The organism is Bisbaumannia salifodinae, assembly GCF_055388505.1.
Genome location: NZ_AP043781.1, coordinates 3053143 through 3078923 on the forward strand (window position 1 = coordinate 3053143; position 25781 = coordinate 3078923).

Here is a 25781-nt window from a genome sequence, read left to right on the forward strand (position 1 = left end):
TCACTCCTCGTGCAGGGCCACGGCGGCTTCCACCAGCCCGGCCAGGTTGAAACGCTCCGGCAGCTTGCCGGCCACCGCCAGCTCGACCCGCTCGGCCACGGCATCGATGGCCACCCGATCCATCACCTCGCCGGCGAAGGCCAGGGTCAGCAGGCCCCGGGCGGTGGCCTCGTCGATGCCCCGGGCGCGCAGGGCGAAGATCGCTTCCTGGTCGAGCTGACCGGTGGTGGCGCCGTGGGAGCACTTGACGTCGTCGGCGTAGATCTCCAGCTCCGGCTTGGTATCGATCTCGGCCCGGTCGGAGAGCAACAGGTTGGCGTTGTTCTGGTGGGCCTCGATCTTCTGGCTGTCGCGCTTGACGATCACCTTGCCGTTGAAGATGCCCCGGGCGCGGTCGTCGAGGATGCCCTTGTAGTTCTCGTGGGAGAAGGTCAGGGGGGCGTTATGGTTGGCCAGGGTATGGGTGTCCAGCAGCTGGCGACCCTGACCGAAGAACAGCCCGAAGAAGTTGGCCTCGGCGCCCTGGCCGTTGAGGTCGGTGACGATATCGTTGCGCGCCAGGGCCCCACCCAGGTTGAGGTTGAAGGAGGTGAAGCGGCTGTCCCGGGCCTGGTCCACATGCAGGCTGGCGATATGCTGATCGGTCTGGGGCAGCTCCTGGAGCTTGTAGTGGGTGAGGATGGCGCCCCGCTCCAGCAGCAGCTCGCTGACCAGGTTGGAGAAGTTGGCGGCGCCCTCCTCCCCGGCCTGGTGCTCGATCAGGGTCGCCTGGCTGCGCGCGCCGGCCTCCACCAGCACCCGCGGGTGGCTCATCACCGGCGCCGGCCCGGCGCCGGAGAGAAACTGCAGGACGATGGGGCGCTCCACCACCGCGCCGGGGGCCAGGCGGATCACCGCGCCCTCCTCGGCGAAGGCGGTATTGAGGGCCGTGAAGGGCGAGAAGTCGACCCCGGCCAGGCGCCCCAGGGCCCCGCCCACCGCCTCGTGATTGGCCGCCAGGGCCTGCGAGAGCGGCTCGACACTGACACCGGCGGGCAGCTCGCCCAGGTCGGAGAGCGCCGGGGCGAAGACGCCGTCGACGAAGCTCAGCCGATGGGCCTCGATGGGCAGGGTCAGGGCCGCGGCGCTGGCCGGCGAGAAGTCCGCCGACTCGGCCAGGGCGAAGTCGCCCCGGGCGATGCCGCGCACGTCGGTGTATTTCCAGGCCTCCACCTTGCGGTCCGGGAAGCCCAGCGCCTCGAAGCGTGCCGCCCCCGCCTGGCGCCGGGCGGCGATCCAGGTGGGCTCGGCGCCGCGGGCCGCGGCGCGCTCGCTCAGGCGGTCGAGAAAGCCTTGTACCTCACTCATGCCGCAGACTCCTCCAGCACCCAGTCATAACCCCGTGCCTCGAGCTCCTTGGCCAGCTCGGCATCGCCGGACTTGACGATGCGGCCGTCCACCAGCACATGCACCACGTCGGGGGTGATATGGTCGAGCAGGCGCTGGTAGTGGGTGACCATCAGGATGGCGCGATCCGCGGCGCGCAGGGAGTTGACCCCATCGGCCACCACCTTCATGGCGTCGATATCGAGGCCGGAATCGATCTCGTCGAGCAGTGCCAGCTTGGGCTGCAATACCAGCATCTGCAGGATCTCGTTACGCTTCTTCTCGCCGCCGGAAAAGCCTTCGTTGACGGCGCGCTGCAGGAAGCTGGCGTCCATCTTCATAAAGGCGATCTTCTCCTTGATCAGCTTCATGAATTCCGGCGCCGGGATCTCGCCCAGCCCCTCGGCCTCGCGCTTGGCGTTGAGGGCCGCCTTGAGCAGGTAGATGTTCTTCACCCCGGGAATCTCCACCGGGTACTGGAAGCCCAGCAGCAGGCCGGCCCGTGCGCGCTCCTCGATCTCCATCTCCAGCACGTCCTGGCCGTCGAAGGTGATGCTGCCCTGGGTCACCTCATAGCCCTCCTTGCCGGCGATCACCGCCGAGAGGGTCGACTTGCCGGCGCCATTGGGGCCCATGATGGCGTGCACCTGGCCCGTCGCGACGGTGAGGTTGAGGCCCTTGAGGATATGCTTGCCCTCGACCGTGACGTGGAGATCCTTGACTTCGAGCATCGTGACTACCTTTTGATCTGGCCAGCCGCCGCGGCGACTGGGGAAATTGTTGACTCTTTGTGCTTTAGGCGCGTTATCAGCGACGGTTTGGGACGCAGGCCAGCCTCGCGTGGGAAGCCTTTCGCCCGCTGAAGCGGGCTCCCACAGGCCGGCGTCGCGCAGCCATTTCCTTAACCCACGGCGCCTTCCAGGGTGACATTCAGCAGGGCCTCGGCCTCCACCGCGAACTCCATCGGCAGCTCCTGGAAGACGTCCTTGCAGAAGCCGTTGACGATCATGCTCACCGCGTCTTCCTCGGAGATACCCCGGCTCTGGCAGTAGAAGAGCTGGTCCTCGCCGATCTTCGAGGTGGTGGCCTCGTGCTCCACGGTGGCGGTGGCGTTGCCGATCTCCTGGTAGGGGAAGGTGTGGGCGCCACACTGGTCACCGATCAGCAGGGAGTCGCACTGAGTGAAGTTGCGCGCCCCCTTGGCCCGCGGCCCCACCTTGACCAGGCCGCGGTAGGCCTGGTTGCTGTGGCCGGCGGAGATCCCCTTGGAGATGATGCTGGAGCGGCTGCCCTCGCCCAGATGGATCATCTTGGTGCCGGTATCGGCCTGCTGGCGGCCGTTGGTCACCGCCACGGAGTAGAACTCGCCGATGCTGTCCTTGCCGCGCAGCACGCAGGAGGGGTACTTCCAGGTGATGGCGGAGCCGGTCTCGACCTGGGTCCAGCTGATCCGCGAGCGGTCGCCGCGGCAGTCGCCACGCTTGGTGACGAAGTTGTAGATGCCGCCCTTGCCGTCCTCGTCGCCGGGGTACCAGTTCTGCACCGTGGAGTACTTGATATAGGCGTCCTCCAGGGCCACCAGCTCGACCACCGCGGCATGGAGCTGGTTCTCGTCGCGCTGGGGCGCGGTGCAGCCCTCGAGGTAGGAGACCTGGGCGCGGCTCTCGCAGATGATCAGGGTGCGCTCGAACTGGCCGGTATTGGCGGCGTTGATGCGGAAGTAGGTGGAGAGCTCCATGGGGCAGGTCACGCCTTCCGGGACGAAGACGAAGGAGCCGTCGGTGAAGACCGCCGAGTTGAGCGCCGCGAAGTAGTTGTCCGAGGTGGGCACCACGGTACCCAGGTACTGTTTGACCAGTTCCGGGTGCTCGCGGATTGCCTCGGAGATGGAGCAGAAGATCACCCCGGCCTCCCCCAGCTTCTCCTTGAAGGTGGTGGTCACCGACACCGAGTCGAAGACCGCGTCCACCGCCACCCCGGCCAGCGCCGCCCGCTCGTGCAGGGGGATGCCCAGCTTCTCGTAGGTCTCGAGCAGCTTGGGGTCGACCTCGTCGAGGCTCTGGGGACGATCCTCGGGTTTCTTGGGGGCGCTGTAGTAGGAGATCGCCTGATAGTCGATGGGCGGATAATCGAGGTGTGCCCAGGAGGGCGTCGTCATCTTCAGCCACTGATGGTAGGCCTTGAGGCGCCACTCGAGCATCCACTGCGGTTCGCCCTTCTTCTGGGAGATAAAGGCGATGGTGCCCTCATCGAGGCCAGGCGGTACCGTATCGCTCTCGATATCGGTCACGAAGCCCTGCTTGTAGTCGCGACGGACCAGCTGTTCCATTTCCTCACTAGCCATGGTCTTTCCCCCTCCCGGGCGGTTGCGTTCGAGCCCTTTGGGCAATTCAGATGTCGGCGGTGGCGCCCAGATCGATGCTCTGGATGGGCAGCCGGACCGGTAATTTGATGGGCGTGGTCTGGGCCAGATGGGCCAGGGTCACGCTGTCGAGCAGGGTGCGCACCGCCAGCGAGACCCGCTGCCAGTTATCGGCCACCCCGCAGGTGTCGAGCAGGTCGCAGTCGCCGCCGCCCTGACTGCACTCGGTCATGGCCACGGGGCCCTCGATGGCGGTGATGATATCGATGGCGGTGATCTCGTGGGCCGGCCGCGCCAGGCGATAGCCGCCCTGGGCACCGCGCTGGGACTCCAGGAGTCCGGCCTTGACCAGCATCTTCAGGGTCTTGCTGACGGTGGGGTGCGGCAGTTTCACCGCCTCGGCCAGCTCCGCCGCCGCATGGGGCTGCTGCGGCTGGCGGGCGATCTGGGCCATCACCACCGCGGCGTAGTCGGTCAGCCTGGAGAGCTTCATCATGCCGTTGTCTCTACCCCCGTGACGGGCGCACCGCAGGCGCCCCGCTCGAATTGGGTACCATTTTAGTCCTGTATGGATCGGCTTGTGAAGAGGGGCGACGCAAAACGCCACGATCGGCGCCGGTTCGACGGCGTTCGAATCATTAACGCCAATTATTCTCATTGGCAACGCCTGTCATCCGCCCACTAAAAAGGGCGCCCCGGGGCGCCCTCTTATACCTCGAACCACTTACCCCTCGAACGGATTACGCAGCACGATGGTCTCGTTGCGATCCGGGCCGGTGGAGATAATGTCGGTCTGGAGAGAGTGCCCACAGGGCACCCTCTCGTCGACCAGCCGGAGCCGATGGATCAGCCTTCGAAGGGGTTGCGCAGCACGATGGTCTCGTTGCGATCCGGGCCGGTGGAGATAATGTCGGTCTGGAGAGAGTGCCCACAGGGCACCCTCTCGTTGACCATCCGGAACCGGCGAATCAGCCCTCGAACGGGTTACGCAGCACGATGGTCTCGTTGCGATCCGGGCCGGTGGAGATAATGTCGATGGGCGTGCCCACCTGCTGCTCCAGGTAGCGGATATAGGCGCGGGCGCTCTCCGGCAGGTCTTCCAGGCGCTTGGCACCCAGGGTCGACTCGCTCCAGCCCGGCAGGTCCTCGTAGACCGGCTCGATGGCCTCGTAACCCTCGGAGTCCACCGGGGTGTCCAGGACATCACCGTCCTTGCTGCGGTAGCCCACGCAGACGCGGATATTCTCCAGGCCGTCGAGGACGTCGAGCTTGGTCAGGCAGAGGCCGGAGACGGAGTTGATCTGCACCGCATGGCGCAGGGCCACCGCATCGAACCAGCCACAGCGGCGGGCGCGGCCGGTGGTGGCACCGAACTCGTGGCCCTTCTCCGCCAGGTGGCGGCCGAACTCGTCGAACAGCTCGGTGGGGAAGGGCCCTGAACCGACCCGGGTGGTGTAGGCCTTGGTGATGCCCAGCACATAGTCCAGGTAGAGGGGGCCCACGCCGGAGCCGGTGGCGGTGCCGCCGGCGGTGGTGTTGGAGCTGGTCACGAAGGGGTAGGTGCCGTGGTCGATATCCAGCAGCGAGCCCTGGGCGCCCTCGAAGAGGATGTTCTCGCCCTTCTTGCGGAAGTCGTGCACCAGGCTCACGGCGTCGCAGACCATGGGACGCAGTTCCTCGACCATCTCCATGGCCTCGTCCAGCACCTGCTGGAAGTCCACCGGGGCCTCGCCGTGGTACTGGGTCAGCACGAAGTTATGGTAGTCGAGCACCTCGCCCAGCTTGGAGGCGAAACGCTCGCGATGCAGCATATCGCCCAGGCGCAGGCCGCGGCGCGCCACCTTGTCCTCGTAGGCCGGGCCGATGCCGCGACCGGTGGTGCCGATCTTGGCCACGCCCCGGGCCTTCTCGCGGGCCTGATCCAGGCGCACATGATAGGGCAGGATCAGCGGGCAGGAGGGCGACAGGCGCAGGCGCTCGCGCACCGGCACACCCTTGGCCTCCAGCTCGCGGATCTCCTTGATCAGCGCCTCCGGCGACAGCACCACGCCGTTGCCGATGACGCAGGTCTTGTCGTCGCGCAGGATCCCGGAGGGAATCAGGTGCAGGACGGTCTTCTCACCGTCGATGACCAGGGTATGGCCGGCATTATGGCCCCCCTGGAAGCGCACCACGGCGCTGGCCGACTCGGTCAGCAGGTCGACGACCTTGCCCTTGCCTTCATCACCCCATTGGGTGCCCAGTACGACTACGTTCTTGCCCATTGCTCTCGTCTCTTGATCGAAGAATCCGCCAATGGCGCCCGGGGGCGCCCCGCTCCCCTTTCAGGCCAGGGGGGAGACCTGCCAATCCTCGCCCAGGCGCACCAGCCGACGGTTACAGCGGTGCTCGGCCGGGCCGGTACGCTGACCGGGAAGCGCCTGAATCACCCGCTCGCCGTCCTGACGCAGCCGGGTCACCACCTCGGCCAGGGCCGCGTCCTCCTCGGCGGGGGCCCAGATGCCATCGCAGGGGGGCTCCTCCACCGCCAGGGAGGCCAGCAGCTTGAGGTCCATGGAGAAACCGGTGGCCGGGCGTGCTCGGCCGAAGACCCGCCCGGTATCATCATAGCGCCCGCCCTTGGCCAGCGCCTGGCCGTAGCCGGGCACATAGGCGGCGAACATCATGCCGGTGTGGTACTGATAGCCGCGCAGCTCCGCCAGGTCGAAGTAGAGGGTCACCCCGGGGTAATCGGCGGCCACCCCGGCACACAGCTCGCGCAGCTGATCCAGGGCGGCGCCCACCGGGGCCGGCGCCTCGGCGAAGGCGGCACGCGCCTGCTCCAGCACCTCGGGGCCGCCATGCAGGTGCACCAGCGCCAGGAACATCTCGGCCAGGGCCGGATCCTCGACGCTCTCGGCGACCCTGGCCGCCACCTCGCCCGGCGACTTCAGCTCCAGCGCCTCGAACAGCGCCCGCTCCTGGGCCGGCTCCAGCGCCGCGGCCTGCACCAGGCTGCGGTAGATGCCGATATGGCCCAGGGCCAGGTGCATCTCGTCGGCGCCGGCGGCGGAGAGGGACTCCAGCGCCAGGCGCAGGACTTCCAGGTCGGCCTCGAGGCCGGCATGGCCGAACAGCTCCAGGCCCACCTGCACCGGGCTACGACCGCCCTGATGCTGGTCGGCGGTGGCGCGCAGCACATTGGTACAGTAGCAGAGCCGCACCGGCCCCTGGCGATGCAGGGAGTGGGCATCCATGCGCGCCACCTGGGGGGTGACGTCGGCGCTGACGCCCATCATGCGCCCGGTCAACTGGTCGGTGAGCTTGAAGGTCTGCAGCTCCAGGTCGGTGCCGGTGCCGGTGAGCAGCGAGTCGAGAAACTCCACGGGCGGCGGCATGACCTGGTCATAGCCCCAGCGGTGGTAGAGGTCGAGCAGCCCACGGCGCAGCTCCTCCATCCGTGCCGCCTGAGGCGGCAGCACTTCGTCCATGCCGTCGGGAAGCAGCCAGCGGTCAGCGATGGTCATGTGTTCTGTCCTGCCAGTATTCGTTGGCCCGGGCGTGGCGCGGCCGCGCGCTGCCCGATAAAAGGGCCGGAAAGAGGCCCGGCATGGCGCCATGCCAAGCCCCGTAGGGAATCACTCTGGGGCCCGAAAACCTACCCTTGGGCCACAAAAAAACCGGGCCACGCCCGGTTTCGGGAGTCTACCACGTTTGGCCCCGGGATAAACCCCGGCGATGCGCCAGGCATCGCCGGGAGACGGCTTAGTCGCCGGCCGCCTGGGGGCTGTTGAGGTAGCGGAAGAAGTCGCTGGAGGGCTCCAGGACCATCATGTTGCCGTCGCCGCTGAAGGTCTCGCGGTAGGCATTCAGGCTGCGGTAGAAGGAGAAGAACTCCGCATCCTGCTGGTAGGCCTGAGAGAAGATGGCCGCGGCCTCGGCATCCCCCTCACCGCGCAGGGTCTCGGCCCGCTCGCTGGCCTGGGCCAGCAGTACCTGGCGGCGCCGGTCGGCGTTGGCGCGAATCCGCTCGGCTTCTTCCTGGCCCTGGGCACGCCACTCGCGGGCCTCCCGCTCGCGCTCGGAGCGCATGCGGTCGTAGACCGCCGCGGAGACGTCTTCCGGCAGGTCGATACGCTTGACCCGGATGTCGACGATCGCCACCCCGAGCTCCTCGCGCATCAATGCATCGAGCTCCTCGGCAGGCCCAGTCATCAGGTCATCGCGGCGCTCGGCGATGATCTGCTGCAGGTTGAGGCGACCGAACTCGTTACGCAGGCTCTCGTCGACCCGCGGCTGGATCAGGCGCGTGGCCATCAGCTCGTCGCCGGCGGTGGCCTCGTAGTAGCGGGTCGGGTTGATGACCTGCCACTTGACGTAGGAGTCGACGATCACCGCCTTCTGCTCCAGGGTCAGGTAGCGGCTGGGATCGGTATCCAGGGTCAACACCCGGGTATCGAACTTGCGCACCGTCTGGGTGATGGGCACCTTGAAGTGCAGCCCCGGCTGGATATTCTCCTCGATCACCTCGCCGAAGCGCAACTTCACGGCACGCTGGGTCTCGTCGACCACATAGAGGCTGTTGCTGGCCAGCCAGGCGACGGCGGCCAGGCCGCCCACGATCAGCAAGGAACGGTTATTGATCACTTAGCGGCCCTCCCTGCGAATACCACTGCTCTGGTTGCCCGTCTGGCTCTGGCTGCTGCTACTGCGTAGACGCTCCAGCACCTGGGGATCGAGGCGCTGATCCTCGTCGTACTGGCTACCCTCCTGGGAGCGACTGCTCGCACCGGAACGTAACCGATCCAGCGGCAGGTACATCAGGGGCGCATTGTCACTGACGTCCATCAGCACCTTGTCGGTGCCACTCAGCACCTCGCTGATGGCATCCAGGTAGAGGCGCTCACGCATGATCTCCGGCGCGTTCTGGTACTCGGCCAGCATGGACAGGAAGCGGTTGGCCTGACCCTGGGCCTCGGCCACCACCGACTCGCGATACCCCTGGCCCTGTTCGATAAGGCGCTGGGCCTGACCCTGGGCGGCGGGAATCACCGCGTTGGCGTAGGCCATGCCCTCGTTGATGGTGCGCTGACGATCCTCGCGGGCGCGGATCACGTCATCGAAGGCATCGATCACCGGCCCCGGGGCCGAGGTGGACTCGATGTTGATGGTCTGCAGGCGGATCCCGGTGCCGTAGCTGTCCTGGTAGGACTGCAGGCGGCTGGCCACGGAGCTGCCCAGGATCTCACGCCCGGAGGTGAGGATATCGATCATCTCGGTACCGCCGACCACGTGGCGCAGGGCGGAGTCCAGGGCGTTCTCGATGGAGAGCTGCGGGTTGCGCACGTTGAGCACGAAGTCGCGGGGATTGGCGACCTGGTACTGGGCCGAGATCTCGACCTCGACGATATTCTCGTCGCGAGTCAGCATCGACTGGGTCTGGGTCAGTGAACGCACCCGGGTCACATTGACCATGCGCACGTCGTCGATCAACGGCGGGTTCCAGTGCAACCCCGGGTTGACCACTTCCTGGAACTTGCCGAAGCGCAGCACCACACCCCGCTCGGACTGGTCGACCAGGTAGAAGCCCGAGGCGGCCCAGATCGCCAGGGCCACGATGATCAGCAGGCCGGGCAACGCGAAGGTGTTGCGGCGTCCACCACCGCCCTTGCCGCCACGACCGCCGCCACCCTTGCCACCCCGGCCACCGAGCATGCGGTTGAGCTTGTCCTGGAACTTCTTCAGCGCTTCGTCGAGGTCGGGCGGGCCCTGATTGCCCCCGTTACCACCACCGCGGCGACCGCCCCCGCTCCAGGGGTCATGCTGCTTGCCACCACCAGGCTCATTCCAAGCCATACGTCGTCTCCACACTATGCATTGAATCGCCTTGAATCCGTCTGCCGGGCCTCGCCTCGACGATCACCCGGCGTAGCGCAACGCCATCATTGCGAGGAGCTCCTTGATGCTAGAGCTCCCACTCCGCCCGCGGCTCTCGCTGCGCCGGCGGCAGGTAGTCGTCGGCATCTTCACCGAGACGCGCCATCAACTGCAAAAAATCGCGCCGCGGCAGGCGCACCTCGAGGCGGGTCTGCCCCTGCTCATCGAAGCCCTCCTGACGCACCGCGCCCAGCTCGTGCAGGGCGGCCCGCAGGCGCCCCTGGCTCGGTGCCAGGGTCAGCTCGGTGTCCACCACATCGCCGGCCAGACAGCCGGAAAGCGCCTCGCCGAGCAGTTCCAGTCCCTGGCCGCTCTGGGCCGAGAGCCAGACCACCTCGGGCCGCCCGTCGCCGTCGCGTTCGATACGCGGCGCGCTGTCGAGCAGGTCGATCTTGTTCATCACCCGCAGGCAGGGAATCTCGTCGGCGCCGATCTCCTTGAGCACCGCCTCCACCTGCTCCACGTTAAGCTCGCGGTCGGGGTCGGCGGCATCAATCACATGCACCAGCAGGGTCGCCTCGGCGGCCTCCTGGAGGGTGGCCCGGAAGGCCTCCACCAGCTTGTGCGGCAGGTGTCGGATAAAGCCCACGGTATCCGCCAGCACCACGGGGCCGACGTCGTCGATCTCGAGGCGTCGCAGGGTGGGGTCCAGGGTGGCGAAGAGCTGGTCGGCGGCGTAGACGCCGGACTCGGTCAGGGCGTTGAACAGCGTCGACTTGCCGGCGTTGGTATAGCCCACCAGGGAAACGCTGGGGATCTCCGCCCGCGCCCGGGCGCGGCGGTTCTGGTCGCGCTGGCTGCGTACCTTGTCGAGGCGCTTGTGGATCGCCTTGATGCGGGCCCGCAGCAGGCGACGGTCGGTCTCCAGCTGGGTCTCACCGGGACCGCGCAGGCCGATACCGCCCTTCTGGCGTTCCAGGTGGGTCCAGCCGCGCACCAGGCGGGTGGACATATACTCCAGCTGGGCCAGCTCCACCTGCAGCTTGCCCTCGTGGGTCCGCGCCCGCTGGGCGAAGATATCGAGAATCAGGCCGGTGCGATCGAGGACACGGCACTTGAGGCTGCGCTCCAGGTTGCGCTCCTGGGAGGGACTCAGGCCATGGTTGAAGATCACCAGCTCGGCATGGTGCACCGCCAGCAGCTCGCGAAGCTCCTCGAGCTTGCCGCTGCCGATAAAGGTACGGGGGTCGGGCCGATTCCGGCTACCGCTGAGCAGGGTAGCCGGTTCGGCACCGGCGGAACGCACCAGCTCCAGGAATTCACCCGGGTCTTCGCGTTCGCGTTCGTCCTGGAAATCCACATGGACGAGGATCGCCGTTTCACCGGCGTCGGGGCGTTCGAAAAACAATCACTACCTCGCGATCAAGATTCCTGCGCCGCCGCGGGATCCTGCGCCGGCAGGCGCACATTGCGGGACGGCACCACGGTGGAGATGGCATGCTTATAGACCATCTGGCTCACGGTGTTACGCAGCAGAATAACGAACTGGTCGAAGGACTCGATCTGACCCTGCAGCTTGATACCGTTGACCAGGAAGATGGACACCGGAATACGCTCCTTGCGCAGGATGTTCAGATACGGGTCTTGAAGGGACTGTCCTTTGGACATTTTGCTCTCCCTAACTGTCTCTTTTGGCATTGATGTCATGTTATTGCGCCTGCCGACCAGGGGCAGCGCAGCATACGGCCCGGCAAGCGGCCAACCGAACACCGTATCTTACGCTAACTACTAAAGCGGCGCACGAGTTTCAGGACCCCTTCCAGGGGATCTGCCTGCTGGCTATCCACCCAGTGCAGGTCGGGCCAGCCCCGCAGCCAGGTCAGCTGGCGCTTGGCCAGTTGGCGGGTGGCCGCCGTGCCCTTGGCGATCAGGGTCTCGCGGTCATAGGCACCGTCGAGATGCTCCCAGGCCTGACGATACCCCACGCAGCGCATGGAGGGCAGGTCCGGGTGCAGGTCACCCCGCGCCTTCAGTGCCGCCACCTCCTCCAGGAACCCCTGGTCCAGCATCGCCTCGAAGCGCCGCTCGATGCGCTCATGCAACACGGCGCGCGCGGCGGGTGCCACCCCTATCGACAGCGTGCGCCAGGGCAAGGTTTCCCGGCACTGCTCCGCCCACAGGACGCTCAGCGGCCGGCCGCTGAGGCGATAGACCTCCAGGGCCCGCAGCAGGCGCTGGCGGTTATGGGGGTGCAGCTCGGCGGCGAGCCGGGGATCGACCCGCGCCAGCTCCTCGTGCAGGGCCTGCAGCCCGCGGCGCTCGGCCTCCGCCTCCAGCTCGGCGCGCAGCGCCGGATCGGCGGCGGGCATCTGGGCCACCCCCTCCATCAGGCGCTTGTAGTACATCATGGTGCCCCCCACCAGCAGCGGCACCCGGCCGGCAGCGGTGATCTCACGCATCGCCGCCAGGGCATCCTCGCGGAACTCGGCGGCGCTGTAGGCCTCGGCGGGGTCACGGATATCCACCAGGCGGTGGGGCGCCCGGGCCAGCTCCGCGGCCGAGGGCTTGGCGGTGCCGATATCCATGCCGCGATAGATCAGCGCCGAGTCGACGCTGATCAGCTCGCAGCCCAGGCGCTCGTGGAGGGCGATGGCCAGGTCGGTCTTGCCGGCGGCGGTGGGCCCCATCAGCAGGATCGCCGGCGGGCGGCGGTCGTCGCTCATCACTGCCCCCTCAGGAAGCGCTTGTCGAGCTCGTGCATCGACATCTCGAACCAGGTGGGGCGGCCATGATTGCACTGGCCGCTGCGTTCGGTGCGCTCCATATCGCGCAGCAGGGCGTTCATCTCGGCGATCGACAGCCTGCGATTGGCGCGCACGCTGCCGTGGCAGGCCATGGTGGCCAACAGCTCGTTGATCTGCGCCTCGAGGCGATCCGAGCGCCCGTAGCGCTCCAGGTCGCCGAGCATGTCGCGAATCAGCGGCTCCACGTCGGCCTCCGCCAGCAGGGTCGGCACCTGGCGCACCAGCAGGGTCTCGGGGCCGGCCACGTCGAGCTCCACCCCAAGGCGGGCGAAGGCCTCCCGCTCCGCCTCGGCGGTGGCCACCTCGGCGGCACTGGCCGCCAGCGACACCGGTACCAGCAGCGCCTGGGCCTCCAGGGCCCCGCCATGCACCTGGGTCTTGAGGCGCTCATAGGTGATCCGCTCATGGGCCGCGTGCATATCCACCACCACCAGGCCACGGCGCCCCTGGGCGAGGATATAGACGCCCTGCAGCTGGGCGATGGCATAGCCCAGGGGCGGTGCCTGGGTGGGATCCTCCTCGGGCAGGCCCGGCCGCTCCACCGGGGCGGTCGGCATGGCGCGAGGCGCATGCCGCGCGTCGCTCCAGGACGGCGGGGAGGACGCCGCCAGGCCCGGGGCGGACTCGGCCCGGGCCTGGGCCGCCGCCTCGCCGCCGGGAGGCGCCGGCTGGGGCGTCAGCAGGCTCTCCTCATGATCGGGATGCAGCGCCCGGTAGCCGGCCATGAATTGCCGCACCTTGTCGGCCCCCGGGTGGCGCTCGCGCCCCTCGTCGCTGACCAGGGCCATGGGCTGCTGCTGCCAGCGCGGCGCCGCCTCGGTGACGCCCGGGGCCTCGGCGGTCGTCGCCTCGGCGCCCTCCCCCGCCTCGCCTTCCGCTTCCCGGTGGCCGGGGCGGGCCTCACCCAGGGCGCGATGCAGGCTGGAGAAGAGGAAGTCGTGGACCAGGCGGCCATCCCGGAAGCGCACCTCATGCTTGGTGGGATGCACATTGACGTCCACTACGCTGGGCTCGAGCTCCAGATAGAGCACGAAGACCGGGTGGCGCCCATGGAAGAGCACGTCCCGGTAGGCCTGGCGGATGGCGTGGGCCACCAGGCGGTCGCGGACCACCCGGCCATTGACGAAGAAGTACTGCTGGTCGGCCTGGGCCCGGGAGAAGGTGGGCAGCCCCACCCAACCCCACAGGCGCAGGCCGTTGGCCTCGAGATCCAGGGCCAGGGCGTTCTCCAGGAAGCCCTTGCCGAGCAGGGCGGCGATGCGCCGCTCGCGGCCGGCGGCGTCCGCGGCGGGGCGCAACTGGTGCAGGGTCTTCTGGTTGTGGCGCAGGCTCCAGCCGATGTCGTAGCGGGACAGCGCCAGGCGGCGGAAGGCCTCCTCGGCATGACCGAACTCGGTCTTCTCGGTGCGCAGGAACTTGCGCCGCGCCGGGGTATTGAAGAAGAGGTCGCGCACCGTCACCGTGGTGCCCCGGGGATGGGGCGCCGGCGTCACCCGGGGTTCCATCTGACGTCCCTCGGCCACCACCCGCCAGCCCGCCTGGGGATCCTCGGCGGTATTGGAGATCAGCTCCAGCCGCGACACCGAGGCGATGGAGGCCAGCGCCTCGCCGCGAAAGCCCAGGCTGGCCACGCCCTCCAGCTCCTCCAGGGAGGCGATCTTGCTGGTGGCGTGCCGGGACAGGGCCAGCGGCAGGTCCGCCTCGGCGATACCGCCGCCGTCGTCACGCACCCGGATCAGGCGGGCGCCGCCGGCCTCGAGTTCCAGCTCGATGCGTTGACTGCCGGCATCCACGGCGTTCTCCACCAGTTCCTTGAGCACCGAGGAGGGACGTTCCACCACCTCGCCGGCGGCGATCTGGTTGGCCAGCCGGGGGTCGAGGATGCGTATGCGTCGCTGTAGGGTCATAACACTCCAAGTTAAGCCGGAAGCCGGAAGCCGGAAGCCGGAAGCCGGAAGCTGAATTATTGCCTTAACATCCCCTTGGGACAGTGGTTTTTCTTATAGCTTGTAGCTTATGGCTTACAGCTCCCCGAAGGGGTCAAGATTGCGGTATCCGCAGCACCTGACCAACCCGGATCACGTCGTCATTGATCTCGTTGGCCTGCTTCAGGGTGCCCAGGGGGACCCGGTGGCGGGCGGCGATCTCCGAGAGGGTATCACCGGGCTGGATGCGGTATTCGTTGCCGCCCTCCCCGCGGTTCTGATCCCGCTGCCAGGCCAGCAGGCTGGTGGGGGGCGGATTGCGCTGGAAGTGCTCGCGCACCCCGGCGAAGATCGCCTCCGCCATGCCCTGCTGGTGACCGGAGTCTCTCAGGCGGCGCTCCTCGTCCGGGTTGGAGATGAAGCCGGTCTCCACCAGCAGGGAGGGAATGTCCGGGGACTTGAGTACCACGAAGCCGGCCTGCTCCACCCGCGACTTGTGCAGGCGGTTGACGCGCCCCAGCCGCTCCAGCACCTGGCCACCGATGGACAGGGAATCGTTGAGGGTCGCGGTCAGGGTCAGGTCCATCAGCACGCCGCGCAGCACCTCGTCGTGGTCGTTGAGGGAGAGGCCGCCATCGACGCCGCCGATCAGGTCGGCGCGATTTTCGCTGTCGGCCAGCCACTGGGCCGCCTCGGAGGTGGCCCCGCTCTGGGAGAGGGCATAGACCGAGCTACCCTGGGGGCGCGGGCTGTTGAAGGCGTCGGCGTGTACCGAGACGAAGAAGTCGGCACGCTGCTCCCGGGCGATGCGGATGCGCTGACGCAGGCCCACATAGTAGTCGCCGTCGCGGATCATCACCGCCCGGAAGCCGGGGGTCTCGTCCACCAGGCGCTGCAGGCGGCGGGCGATCTCCAGCACCACATCCTTCTCGCGGGTGCCCGAGGGGCCGATGGCGCCGGGATCCTCGCCCCCGTGCCCGGCATCGACGGCGACGATGATATCGCGCCGGGGATGGGGCTGGGCCTGCTGCTGGGCCACCGCCGATTCGGCGGCCACCACCGGCGCCTCCCCCGCCCGGGCGGCCATCTCCTGCTCGCGGATCACCGCCTCGATGGGGTCGATGGGGTCCTCCACGGCGCTCTCGCCGGGGTATTCCAGATCCACCACCAGGCGGTGGCCATACTGATCATTGGGCGCCAGGGTGAAATGGCGCGGCGCCACCTGGCGCTCCAGGTCGAGGACGATGCGCAGGCCGTCGCCGTCGCGCACCCCGCTGCGCACCGCACTGATGGCGCTGCCCGAGAGATCGAGGTGCCCCGGGTCCGCCGCCAGTCGCGTGCCGGAGAGATCGATCACCAGGCGCCGGGGGTTGTCCAGGGTAAACACATCGGCCTCGGCCGGCGACGAGAGATCGAACACCAGCCGCGCATGGTCCGGCGCCGCCCACAGCCGCAGGTTGTCTACCACGGCGGCCCGCGCCGGCTGACCGATCAGCAGCGCCAGGGCGATTAGCGGCACCCACCAGCCGGAGAGGCGGGCGAGGCGGCGGGATGGCAACACTCCTCGGATCATGCGGGTATCCAGTCATCCATGTCGGAAAGGGGGGTAGGCTCAATCGGCCACGGGCCAGCATTCGGCGAGGCGCGCCAGCACCGCCTCGCCCCGGGCATCGCCGGCGATCAGCTGCGCCTCGCGCCCCGGTTCGGCCAGGCGCAGCCGAATCTCCAGGGTCGGCGGCGGCAACCAGCCTTCGCCACGGCTGGGCCACTCCACCAGACACAAGCCATCATCGTCGAAGAGGTCCCGGGCACCGATGAACTCCAGCTCCTCGGGATCGCCGAGACGATAGAGGTCGAAGTGATAGAGGTGCCACTGGCCGAGCTCGTAGGGTTCCACCAGGGTATAGGTGGGACTCTTCACCGCGCCCTGGTGGCCGTGGGCGCGCAGGATACCCCGGGTCAGGGTGGTCTTGCCGGCGCCCAGCTCACCGCCGAGGTAGACGCGCCCCTGGCCCGCCAGGGCCCGTCCCAGCGCCTCGCCGAAGGCGACCTGCGCCTCTTCATCAAGCAGTCTGACCCGCATCATCTAGCTCCGTCCCACCCCATTGGCCAAGCGTCGCGCATAGGATGCCAGATCACCGGCCAGCAGACCACGCTCCCCCTCCGCCCGGGCGGCGAGATCCGCGGCTCGGGCATGCAGCAGCATGCCCGCCTCGGCGGCGAGGCGCGGTGCCAGCCCCTGGGCCAGCAGGGCCCCCAGGATGCCGGACAGCACGTCCCCCATGCCGCCGCTGGCCATGCCGGGATTGCCATAGGGACAGAGCGCCAGGGGCGCGCCGTCGTCCTCGCCGACCAGGCTCCCCGCCCCCTTGAGTAGCACCACGGCGGCGAAACGCAAGGCCAGCTGGCGCAGGCTGCCGGCGCGGTCGGCCTGCACGCTGGCGGTGTCGCCGCCCAGCAGCCGCGCCGCCTCCCCCGGGTGGGGAGTGAGGATCCAGGCCGGCGGGCGCGCCTCGATACGCCCCCGGGCCAGCAGGTTGAGGGCATCGGCGTCCGCCACCAGCGGCTTGCCCGCCCCCAGGGCCGCCCCCAGGGCCGCCTGCAGCAGCCCCTGCCCCCAGGGCCCCTGCCCCAGGCCGGGACCCACCACGATGGCATCGGCGGCCTCCAGCAGGGGCGCCGCCTCCGGCGCACCGCGCACCCCGTGCACCATGACCTCGGGGCAGCGCACCAGGCTGGCGGTGATATGTTCCGGCGCCGTGGCCAGGCTCACCTTGCCGGCCCCGAGGCGCGCTGCCGCCTCGGCGGCCAGCAGGGCCGCGCCACCGAAGCCCGGTGCACCGCCGATCACCAGCAGGTGACCGCAGCCGCCCTTGTGAGCATCCCGGGGACGCGGCGGCAGGGTCTCGCCGATCAGCGCCTCGGTCAGAATTCGTGCCGCCGGCACCAGGTCGGCATAAGCCTCGGCGTCGACACCGAGCGTCTTGAGGCGCAGCTCGCCCACCCGGGCCGGGCCGGCGCCGGTATGCAGCCCCAGCTTGTCGCCGATAAAGGTCACGGTGGCGCTGGCCGCTACCGCCGCGCCCAACACCGCCCCGCTATCGGCACAGAGCCCCGAGGGAATATCTACCGCCAGCACCGGCCGTTCGGCGGCATTGATCCGCGCGATGGCGCTCAGGAAGGGCTCGCGCACCTCACCGCTGAGGCCGGTGCCCAGCAGGGCATCGACGATCACCTCGCCTTCCAGCGACACCTCCGCCGACCAGGGGGTGAGGGTGACGCCACTCCTCGCGGCGAGTTCGGCGGCCTTGGCGGCATCGCCGGTGAGCCGCTCAACCGGGCGCAGCGCCAACAGCTGCACCGCCAGCCCCTCCTCGGCGGCCAGGGCCGCCATCACATAGCCGTCGCCGGCGTTATTGCCGGCGCCGCACAGCACGCTAAGCGACCGCGCCTCGGGCCAGCGGGCCCGCAGCACGCTGTAGGCGGCCTGGGCCGCGGCACGCATCAGGGCGAAGCCCTCGGTGCCGGCGGCGATGGTGCGCCGGTCCAGTTCGCGCACCTGTTCGGCCAGATAGAGCGGCCTGCCTGGATTCATGTTTTTCTCCCTCCGCCATCGCAGTTGGAATTGCTGAGGAGCGCTGGGGACAGGCCGGAGCGAAGCGTCTTTTTCAGGGACGAAAAAGCCGAGCGCCCAGGGACGGGTCTACAGCGTCTTCGCGAAGTGCCTGCCCCCAGGGTAGCCCCGGGGCTCGAGTAGAGGAGACGGACTGTACTGTAATGACACTATGACTCCCCATGACGACGGTCTGAGTCTAGTGTAGGGTGTGCCTTCGCCACGCCCAGCCCCACCCCCCTTCCTCGGTAGTTTCACGATCATGCCAGTCCTCGATGACTTCGCCCCGGATGCCCTCGACCTGGACGCCCTCGCCGCCACCATCAAGGTGTGGGGCCGCGAGCTGGGCTTTCAGCAGGTGGGGATCACCGACACCGATCTGGCCACCCATGAGCGCTACCTGGCGCGCTGGCTGGCGGCGGGCCACCATGGCGAGATGGCCTTTATGGCCAAGCACGGCACCAAACGCACCCGCCCCGAGGAACTGGTGCCGGGCACCCTGAGGGTGATCAGCGTGCGCATGGATTACCTGCCGCCGGAGGTGGAGACCACCCGGCTACTCGGCCGGCCGGAAAAGGCCTATGTCTCCCGCTACGCCCTGGGGCGCGACTATCATAAGCTGATTCGCAAGCGCCTGGCCCAGTTGGCCAAGCGCATCGAGGGCGAGGCGGGGCCCTTCGGCTATCGGGCCTTCGTCGATTCGGCCCCGGTGATGGAGCGCGCCCTGGCCCAGAAGGCCGGCCTCGGCTGGTTCGGCAAGAATGCCATGCTGCTCAACCCCAGGGCCGGGTCGCTGTTCTTCCTCGGCGAACTCTATACCGACCTGCCGCTGCCGGTGGACCCGCCCTTCGAGAGCGAACACTGCGGCAAGTGCAGCGCCTGCCGCAGCGCCTGCCCCACCGGCGCCATCGTCGACGACAAGGTGGTGGACTCGCGGCGCTGCATCTCCTATCTCACCATCGAGCTGCACGGGGCCATCCCCGAGGAGTTTCGCGAGGCCATGGGCAATCGGGTCTATGGCTGCGACGACTGCCAACTGGTCTGCCCCTTTACCCGCTTTACCCGCCTCAGCGACGAGGCGGACTTCGCCCCCCGCCATGACCTGGATCGCGCCGACCTGCTGCGGCTATTCGCCTGGAGCGAGGAGGAGTTCCTGGCCAGGACCGAGGGCAGCCCCATCCGTCGCATCGGCTACGCGCGCTGGCTGCGCAACCTGGCGGTGGGGCTGGGCAATGCGCCCTGGAGCGAGGCGACGGAGGCGGCCCTCGAGGCGCGCCTGGCCTACCCCTCCGACCTGGTCCGCGAGCATGTGCGCTGGGCGCTGGCCCGCCAGCGGGCGAAGCGAGAGCGACGTATCGCCACCGCTGGCTAAGCGCTTATTGCTCTTCCTCATCGGCCTCCGGCGGCGCCAGTTGCAGGAAGGTATTGCGGTAGTGGGCCAGCTCCGCCAGGGACTCGCGGATATCGTCCAGGGCCTGGTGGGTATTGCGCTTCTCGAAGCCCTTCAGGGCCGCCGGGTTCCAGCGCTTGGCCAGTTCCTTGAGGGTCGAGACATCCAGGTTGCGGTAGTGGAAGAAGGCCAGCAGCTCGGGCATTTCCCGCTCCAGGAAACGGCGATCCTGATGCACGCTATTGCCGCACATCGGAGAACTGCCCGGCGCCACCTGGGCGCGCAGGAACTCCAGGGTGCGCTGCTCCGCCTCACGGGTGCCGATGGTGCTCTGGCGCACCCGGGCCACCAGGCCCGACTCGCCATGGGTCTTCTGGTTCCAGGCATCCATCCCCGCCAGCAGATGCTCCGGCTGGTGCACGGCGATCACCGGCCCCTCGGCGATCAGATTGAGGTCATTGTCGGTGATCAGGGTCGCCACCTCGATAATGCGCTCCTTCTCGGGGTCGAGGCCGGTCATCTCCAGGTCGATCCAGACCAGAAGATCCTTGCGGGGGGGGGCGTCGGGGGTCGTAGCCATGGTGCATCGATTCCTTCATCGAGGCCGCCGCTTGCGCATCGGCCCGGTGTCTAAGAGGGCGGTCTATGAGTACAATGCCCTCATTGTACAGACCTCGGGCGGCCCATGAGCAAACGCAAGCTAACTCGCCAGCAGCGCTGGCGCATCGAGAAGGTTCAGGCCGAGCGCGCCCAGCGCGCCGCCAAGCGCGATGCCCAGGATGCCGATAAGCTGGAGGCCGGCGAGTATGGCCCCGAGCGCCATGGGCGAGTGATCGCCCACTTCGGCCGCAGCCTGGACGTGCGCCCGAGCGAAGGTGGCCCCTTGCACCGCTGTCACCTGCGCTCCAACCTGGAGCCCCTGGTGACCGGGGATCGTGTCATCTGGCGCGCCGCCAATGACGGCAGCGGCGTGGTGGTGGCCCGGGGCGAGCGCGACAGCGTGCTGGAACGCCCCGATGCCCGGGGCCAGCTCAAGCCGGTGGCGGCCAATATCGACCAGATCCTGATCGTCTTCGCCGTGGAACCCGCCCCCCACGCCAACCTGATCGACCGCTACCTGGTGGCCGCCGAGGCCACCGGCATCGCCCCGGTGCTGGTGCTCAACAAGACCGATCTGCTCCCCGAGGGCGGCGGCGAGCTGATGACCCTGCTGGGCCAGTACCAGGCGCTGGGCTACCCGGTGGTCACCACCACCACCGCCGAGGAGCACGGCCTGGACGCCCTGCGGGCCCGGCTCGCCGGGCGCACCTCGGTGTTCGTCGGGCAGAGCGGGGTCGGCAAGTCCTCACTGATCGACCGCCTGCTGCCCGACGAGACCCTGCGCATCGGGGCCCTCTCCGAGGACTCCCGCAAGGGCACCCATACCACCACCACCGCCCGCCTCTACGCCTTCGACAACGACGACAGCGAGGCCGGCGAGCTGATCGACTCCCCGGGGATCCGCGAGTTCGGCCTGACCCATCTGGATGCCCAGCAGGTCACCGAGGGCTTCGTGGAGTTTCGCGATCTCCTGGGGCATTGCCGCTTCCGCGACTGCCGCCATCAACAGGAGCCGGGCTGCGCCCTGCTCGAGGCCGTGGAGCGGGGCGAGATCCGCGCCGCGCGCTTTGCCAGTTACCGCCGCATCCTCGATAGCCTCGAGGACGAAGGGCGTTGAGGGGCCGTGTCGCCCCGGGCCACGGCGATATGCCATTATCCTTCGCAGCAACCGAGACAAGGAGGGCGCCATGAGCTCCGAAGCCAATCTTCTGCCGCTGATCGTCGAGCCGGACCAGCTCGCCGAGGTGCTGGACGATCCCCAGCTGTTGATTATCGATGTGCCCCTCAAGCCCGACAGCTACGCCGAGGGCCATGTCCCCGGCGCCCGCTTCCTCGACTACCGGCGCCTGCTCAAGGGCAGCGGCGAGGTGCCCAACGAGGTGCCCGACGAGGCGGCGCTGTCGGCGCTCTTCTCCGAGCTGGGCCTGACCCGGGACACCCATGTGGTGGCCTACGACGACGAGGGCGGTGGCTGGGCCGGCCGCCTGCTGTGGACCCTGGAACTGATCGGTCACGAGCGCTACTCCTACCTCAACGGCGGCATCCACGCCTGGCGCGCCGAGGGCCTGCCCTCCGAGACTACCCCGGTGGCCCCGGTGCCCAGCGACTATGAGGCGGAGATCCTCAACCCCGAGGTCACCATCGACCGGGAGAGCCTCCAGGCGCGCCTCGGCGACAAGGGTTTCGCCATCTGGGACGCCCGCTCGCCGGCGGAGTACCGCGGCGAGAAGGGCCAGAACCGGCACCTGGGGCATATTCCCGGTGCGGTCAACCTGGAGTGGACCGATGCCATGGACAAGGCACGCCAGTGGCGTATCCGCGACTATGCGGAACTGATCACCGAGCTGGAGGCCCTGGGCCTGACGCCGGACATGGAGGTGGTCACCCATTGCCAGAGCCACCACCGCAGCGGTTTCACCTGGCTGGTGGGCAAGGCCCTGGGCTTCGAGAAGATGCGCGCCTACCCCGGCTCCTGGAAGGAATGGGGCAATCGCGATGATACGCCGGTAGAGAAGCCGTAATCCTAACCTCCCTTTTGATGAGATCGTCCTTACGTGTCGCCATCCAAGCTATTCGCCCTGATCCAGTACCCCCTGCCCCACCACCTGCTCTCGCGGCTGGTGGGGCGGCTCGCCGAGACCCGTATCGGCTGGCTCAAGCAGTTGCTGATCAAGGCCTTTATTCGCCGCTTCAAGGTGGATATGAGCGAGGCCCGGGTCCCCGACCCCAGGGCCTACGCCTGCTTCAACGACTTCTTTACCCGCCCCCTCAGGGAGGGTGCGCGGCCCATCGAGTCGGGCCTGGTCTCCCCCGCCGACGGCACCCTCTCCCAGTGCGGCGAGACCCACCACGGCACCCTGATCCAGGCCAAGGGACAGGCCTTCTCGATCACCAGCCTGCTGGGGGGGGACATGAAGCGCGCCGCCTCCTTCCGCCAGGGCAGCTTCGCCACCATCTATCTGTCGCCCCGGGACTATCACCGGGTGCATATGCCGCTGACCGGCACCCTCCGGGAGATGGTCTATGTGCCGGGCCGGCTCTTCTCGGTGAACCAGGCCACCGCCGACCATGTGCCCAACCTCTTCGCCCGCAACGAGCGCCTGGTATGCATCTTCGATACCGAGGAAGGCCCCATGGCCATAGTGCTGGTGGGGGCCATGATCGTCGCCGCCATCGAGACCGTCTGGGCCGGGCAGATCACCCCCCTCTCCGGGCGGGTGCAGTCGATTCGCTTCGATGAGCCCATCACCCTGGAGAAGGGCGCCGAGATGGGCCGCTTCAAGCTGGGTTCCACGGTGGTGATGTGCTTCACCAAGGAGATCGACTTCGAGGAGCTCGTACCCGATATCTCGGTAAAAATGGGCGAGCGTTTAAGCAGGCTCTCCCACCTGGCGGATAACGGCTAAGGGCGGCTAATGGAGGCCGGATTAGCAGCGCGGCGTGGCGAAGGCCATCACCTCCGCCACGCTGGCCTTGCCCAGGGCCAGTTGAATCAAGCGATCGAGGCCCAGGGCCACGCCACTGCCCGCCGGCATCCCCGCCTTCAGGGCCGCCAGCAGCCGGGCATCCACGCTCACCTCGGGTAGCCCCCGCGCGCGCCGGGCGGCGTTGTCCTCGGCGAAGCGCACCGCCTGCTCGGCGGCATCGGTGAGCTCGTCATAGCCGTTGGCCAGCTCCAGCCCCTGCAGATAGACCTCGAAGCGCCCCGCCACCCATTCGCCATCCTCCGGGTCCCGGTGCCGCCGGGCCAGGGCCGCCTGGCTGGCCGGGTAGTCCACCACCACGTCCAGGCCATCGCGGCCCAGGGTCGGCTCGATCGCCAGGCTCAGCAGCAGGTCCAGGCAGTCGTCCCGGGGCGCCTCCCCCATGGAGAGGCCGCCCCGCGCCTCTGCGAGCCGCCGCAGCGTCTCGAGGGGAGTGGTAAAGGGGTCGACACCCAGGTGCTCGCGGAATAACTCCCGATAGCGCCGCCGCCGCACCGGCCCCGGGTCACGCCCCAGCACGGCATGAATCAGCGCCACCACTTCCTCGATCAGCTCATCCAGGGCCAGGCCCGGGCGGTACCACTCCAGCATGGTGAACTCGAGGTTATGGCGGCGCCCCACCTCACCGTCCCGGAAGCTGCGGGCGATCTGATAGATGGGCCCGGCACCGGCGGCCAGCAGGCGCTTCATATGAAACTCCGGCGAGGTCTGCAGCCACAGGCGCTCGCGCCCCTCGGGGGTCGTCGCCTCGCAGCTCAGCGACGCCAATCCCACATCGGTGCTGCCGCCATGACCCAGTACCGGGGTCTCCACCTCCAGCACGCCGCGCGTGGCGAAGAAGCCGCGCACCTCGGCCAGCAGCCGGGCCCGCTGGCGCAGGGTCTCGATGGACGCCGAGGGGCGCCAGTCGTCAGTCATCACAGCCTCCAGACACACCAAGGCCACGCCTTGGCGTGGCCCTGCAAAAACTACCGTAGTCGCTTGAGCCCTCTCCGAGCGATGCTCAGACCAGGCGAATCCCGGGTAAGGCGGCTGAGTTTAGCAGCACTAAATGAGCAAGCCGTCCCGGGACTCAACGCCGTATGAGCGAGCGCAGGAAGGGCCCCTCATTAAGCGCGGGAGACGTACTCCCCGTTGCGAGTATCGATCTTCAGCACCTCGCCCTGGTTGATAAACAGCGGCACGCGCACCACGGCACCGGAGGAGAGGGTCGCCGGCTTGGAACCGCCCTGGGCAGTGTCGCCCTTGAGGCCCGGGTCGGTCTCGACCACTTCCAGTTCGATAAAGTTGGGCGGGTTGACGTTGATGGCGTTGTCGTTCCACAGGGTCACGGTGTAGGCGACCTGCTCCTTGAGCCACTTCTCGGTGTCGCCCAGGGCCTTCTTCTCCACCGCATACTGCTCGAAGGAGCCGTCGGTCTTCATGAAGTGCCACATCTCGCCGTCGGTGTAGAGGTACTCCATCTCCAGCTCGAGGACATCGGCGCCTTCCAGGGACTCGCCGGACTTGAAGGTGCGCTCCCAGACGCGCCCGCTGATCAGGTTGCGCAGCTTGACCCGGTTGAAGGCCTGGCCCTTGCCCGGCTTGACGTACTCGTTCTCGAGGATCGCGCAGGGGTCGCCGTCCAGCATTACCTTCAGACCGCCCTTGAATTCGTTGGTAGAATAGTTCGCCATGATTCCTCGCTGAATGATCGGCGCCCCGCCATGGCGGCGGCGCAGGAAATGTATCGACGGGCGCCGAGGCGCCCGCCCGCAATTGGTGTGCCGCATGATAACCCGAAGCCCGGCCGATGTGCAGAGCGTCCCCCTCGCCTCCTCCCAGGAGCGCGCCCCCTGGCAGCGTCAGTTAGCCGGCATCATCCGCGACCCGGCGGAACTCTGCCGGCGCCTCGACCTGGATCCGGCCTGGCTGCCTGGCGCCGAGGCCGGCCATGCGCTGTTCGAGGTGCGCGTGCCCGAGGCCTATCTCTCGCGCATTCGCCCCGGCGATCCCACGGATCCGCTGCTGCGCCAGGTGCTGCCGCTGGGCGAGGAGACGCTTGAGGTGCCGGGCTACCTGGCCGACCCGCTCCAGGAGGCCGAGCATACCCCGGCCAAGGGGCTGATCCACAAGTACGCCGGCCGGGTCCTGTTGATCGCCAGCCCCAGCTGCGCCATCAACTGCCGCTACTGCTTCCGCCGCCACTTCCCCTATGGCGAGAACGCCCCCTCCCGGGCTCAGTGGGAAGCGAGCCTGGACACCCTGCGCGGCGACGCCTCCATCCGCGAGGCGATTCTCTCCGGCGGCGACCCCCTGGCCGCCAGCGATCGCCAACTGGCCTGGCTGGTGGAACGCCTCGACGCCATCCCCCACCTCAAGCGCCTGCGGATCCATAGCCGTTTGCCGGTGGTGATCCCCGAACGGGTCGACGACGCCCTGCTCGGCTGGCTCTCCGCCACCCGGCTACAGAAGGTGCTGGTGCTGCATATCAACCATGCCAACGAGATCGACGAGGCAGTGATCGCGGCCTGCGCCCGCCTGAAGCAGGCGGGCGTGACGCTGCTCAACCAGAGCGTGCTGCTGCGCGGCGTCAACGACTCGGTGACGGCCCTCGCCGCCCTCTCCGAGCGGCTCTTCGAGGCCGGCATCCTGCCCTATTACCTGCATGTGCTCGACCCGGTGGCCGGCGCCGCCCACTTCGACGTCCCCGACGACCAGGCCCGCGAACTGGTCGCGGGCCTCAGGCAGGTACTGCCGGGTTTCTTGATGCCGACCCTGACCCGGGAAGTGCCCGGCGAGGCCAGCAAGACGCCGCTCTAGCCGCAAGCCGCAAGCCGCAAGCCGCAAGCCGCAAGCCGCAAGCCGCAAGCCGCAAGCCGCAAGCCGCAAGCCGCAAGCCG

The 25781-nt window shown here is 68.3% G+C and carries 23 protein-coding genes; 5 read left to right on the forward strand and 18 right to left on the reverse strand.

Going from position 1 to position 25781, the window contains the following annotated elements:
* The 15 genes from sufD to ACZ5EF_RS14435 all read right to left on the reverse strand — a co-directional run bounded on the left by sufD (position 1) and on the right by ACZ5EF_RS14435 (position 17907).
* Positions 1-1347 carry a Fe-S cluster assembly protein SufD gene (gene sufD, locus ACZ5EF_RS14365; protein WP_346061231.1) on the reverse strand — a complete coding sequence of 449 codons (1347 nt, stop codon included), beginning with the start codon at positions 1345-1347 and terminating at the stop codon, positions 1-3.
* Complete coding sequence (gene sufC / locus ACZ5EF_RS14370; RefSeq protein WP_346061230.1) at positions 1344-2096, reverse strand: Fe-S cluster assembly ATPase SufC; 753 nt, start codon at positions 2094-2096, stop codon at positions 1344-1346. The genes sufD and sufC overlap by 4 nt, the downstream gene beginning before the upstream one ends.
* Positions 2097-2266: 170 nt before the next feature.
* Positions 2267-3709: a Fe-S cluster assembly protein SufB gene (gene sufB / locus ACZ5EF_RS14375; RefSeq protein ID WP_346061229.1), complete on the reverse strand. Its 1443-nt coding sequence runs from the start codon at positions 3707-3709 to the stop codon at positions 2267-2269.
* A 46-nt stretch (positions 3710-3755) separates the two neighbouring features.
* Positions 3756-4223 (reverse strand): SUF system Fe-S cluster assembly regulator, encoded by a 468-nt coding sequence (locus ACZ5EF_RS14380; protein WP_346061228.1) that lies wholly within the window; start codon positions 4221-4223, stop codon positions 3756-3758.
* A 472-nt stretch (positions 4224-4695) separates the two neighbouring features.
* Positions 4696-5991: an adenylosuccinate synthase gene (locus ACZ5EF_RS14385; protein WP_346061227.1), complete on the reverse strand. Its 1296-nt coding sequence runs from the start codon at positions 5989-5991 to the stop codon at positions 4696-4698.
* 60 nt (positions 5992-6051) lie between these two features.
* Positions 6052-7233 (reverse strand): ATP phosphoribosyltransferase regulatory subunit, encoded by a 1182-nt coding sequence (locus tag ACZ5EF_RS14390; protein ID WP_346061226.1) that lies wholly within the window; start codon positions 7231-7233, stop codon positions 6052-6054.
* Between the two features lie 238 nt (positions 7234-7471).
* Positions 7472-8353: a protease modulator HflC gene (hflC, locus tag ACZ5EF_RS14395; RefSeq protein ID WP_346061225.1), complete on the reverse strand. Its 882-nt coding sequence runs from the start codon at positions 8351-8353 to the stop codon at positions 7472-7474.
* Complete coding sequence (gene hflK, locus ACZ5EF_RS14400) at positions 8354-9562, reverse strand: FtsH protease activity modulator HflK (protein ID WP_346061224.1); 1209 nt, start codon at positions 9560-9562, stop codon at positions 8354-8356.
* Positions 9563-9671: 109 nt separating this feature from the next.
* Positions 9672-10991: a ribosome rescue GTPase HflX gene (gene hflX, locus ACZ5EF_RS14405; protein WP_346061223.1), complete on the reverse strand. Its 1320-nt coding sequence runs from the start codon at positions 10989-10991 to the stop codon at positions 9672-9674.
* Positions 10992-11005: 14 nt separating this feature from the next.
* Positions 11006-11251, reverse strand: a complete 246-nt coding sequence (hfq, locus tag ACZ5EF_RS14410; RefSeq protein ID WP_076747124.1) for an RNA chaperone Hfq — start codon at positions 11249-11251, stop codon at positions 11006-11008.
* A gap of 113 nt (positions 11252-11364) precedes the next feature.
* Positions 11365-12306, reverse strand: coding sequence for a tRNA (adenosine(37)-N6)-dimethylallyltransferase MiaA (gene miaA / locus ACZ5EF_RS14415; protein WP_346061222.1), 942 nt, complete (start codon positions 12304-12306; stop codon positions 11365-11367).
* A complete protein-coding gene (mutL, locus tag ACZ5EF_RS14420; RefSeq protein ID WP_346061221.1) occupies positions 12306-14294 on the reverse strand; it encodes a DNA mismatch repair endonuclease MutL in 1989 nt (662 codons plus the stop codon). The genes miaA and mutL overlap by 1 nt, the downstream gene beginning before the upstream one ends.
* Positions 14295-14427: 133 nt before the next feature.
* Entirely contained in the window at positions 14428-15885 is a 1458-nt protein-coding gene (locus tag ACZ5EF_RS14425; RefSeq protein WP_346061220.1) for an N-acetylmuramoyl-L-alanine amidase, read from the reverse strand.
* 39 nt (positions 15886-15924) lie between these two features.
* Positions 15925-16395, reverse strand: a complete 471-nt coding sequence (gene tsaE, locus ACZ5EF_RS14430) for a tRNA (adenosine(37)-N6)-threonylcarbamoyltransferase complex ATPase subunit type 1 TsaE (protein ID WP_346061286.1) — start codon at positions 16393-16395, stop codon at positions 15925-15927.
* A 3-nt stretch (positions 16396-16398) separates the two neighbouring features.
* Positions 16399-17907, reverse strand: coding sequence for an NAD(P)H-hydrate dehydratase (locus ACZ5EF_RS14435; protein WP_346061219.1), 1509 nt, complete (start codon positions 17905-17907; stop codon positions 16399-16401).
* A gap of 280 nt (positions 17908-18187) precedes the next feature.
* On the opposite strand from ACZ5EF_RS14435, the gene queG reads away from it, so the two are divergent.
* On the forward strand, positions 18188-19297 hold the full coding sequence (queG, locus tag ACZ5EF_RS14440; RefSeq protein WP_346061218.1) for a tRNA epoxyqueuosine(34) reductase QueG: 1110 nt from the start codon (positions 18188-18190) through the stop codon (positions 19295-19297).
* A 4-nt stretch (positions 19298-19301) separates the two neighbouring features.
* Here queG and orn read toward each other — a convergent pair whose 3' ends face one another.
* Positions 19302-19895, reverse strand: coding sequence for an oligoribonuclease (orn, locus tag ACZ5EF_RS14445; protein WP_346061217.1), 594 nt, complete (start codon positions 19893-19895; stop codon positions 19302-19304).
* Positions 19896-20000: 105 nt separating this feature from the next.
* On the opposite strand from orn, the gene rsgA reads away from it, so the two are divergent.
* The 3 genes from rsgA to asd all read left to right on the forward strand — a co-directional run bounded on the left by rsgA (position 20001) and on the right by asd (position 22821).
* Positions 20001-21032 carry a small ribosomal subunit biogenesis GTPase RsgA gene (gene rsgA, locus ACZ5EF_RS14450; RefSeq protein ID WP_346061216.1) on the forward strand — a complete coding sequence of 344 codons (1032 nt, stop codon included), beginning with the start codon at positions 20001-20003 and terminating at the stop codon, positions 21030-21032.
* A gap of 70 nt (positions 21033-21102) precedes the next feature.
* The gene (locus tag ACZ5EF_RS14455; RefSeq protein WP_346061215.1) at positions 21103-21936 is read left to right on the forward strand and encodes a sulfurtransferase; all 834 of its coding nucleotides are present in this window, start codon (positions 21103-21105) and stop codon (positions 21934-21936) included.
* A 33-nt stretch (positions 21937-21969) separates the two neighbouring features.
* Complete coding sequence (gene asd / locus ACZ5EF_RS14460; protein WP_346061214.1) at positions 21970-22821, forward strand: archaetidylserine decarboxylase; 852 nt, start codon at positions 21970-21972, stop codon at positions 22819-22821.
* A gap of 21 nt (positions 22822-22842) precedes the next feature.
* Here asd and epmA read toward each other — a convergent pair whose 3' ends face one another.
* A complete protein-coding gene (gene epmA / locus ACZ5EF_RS14465) occupies positions 22843-23817 on the reverse strand; it encodes an EF-P lysine aminoacylase EpmA (protein ID WP_346061213.1) in 975 nt (324 codons plus the stop codon).
* Between the two features lie 191 nt (positions 23818-24008).
* Positions 24009-24575 carry an elongation factor P gene (gene efp, locus ACZ5EF_RS14470; RefSeq protein ID WP_346061212.1) on the reverse strand — a complete coding sequence of 189 codons (567 nt, stop codon included), beginning with the start codon at positions 24573-24575 and terminating at the stop codon, positions 24009-24011.
* Between the two features lie 94 nt (positions 24576-24669).
* Between efp and epmB the strand changes: the two genes are divergently transcribed.
* Positions 24670-25701 (forward strand): EF-P beta-lysylation protein EpmB, encoded by a 1032-nt coding sequence (gene epmB / locus ACZ5EF_RS14475; RefSeq protein ID WP_346061211.1) that lies wholly within the window; start codon positions 24670-24672, stop codon positions 25699-25701.
* The last annotated feature ends 80 nt before the right edge of the window (positions 25702-25781 follow it).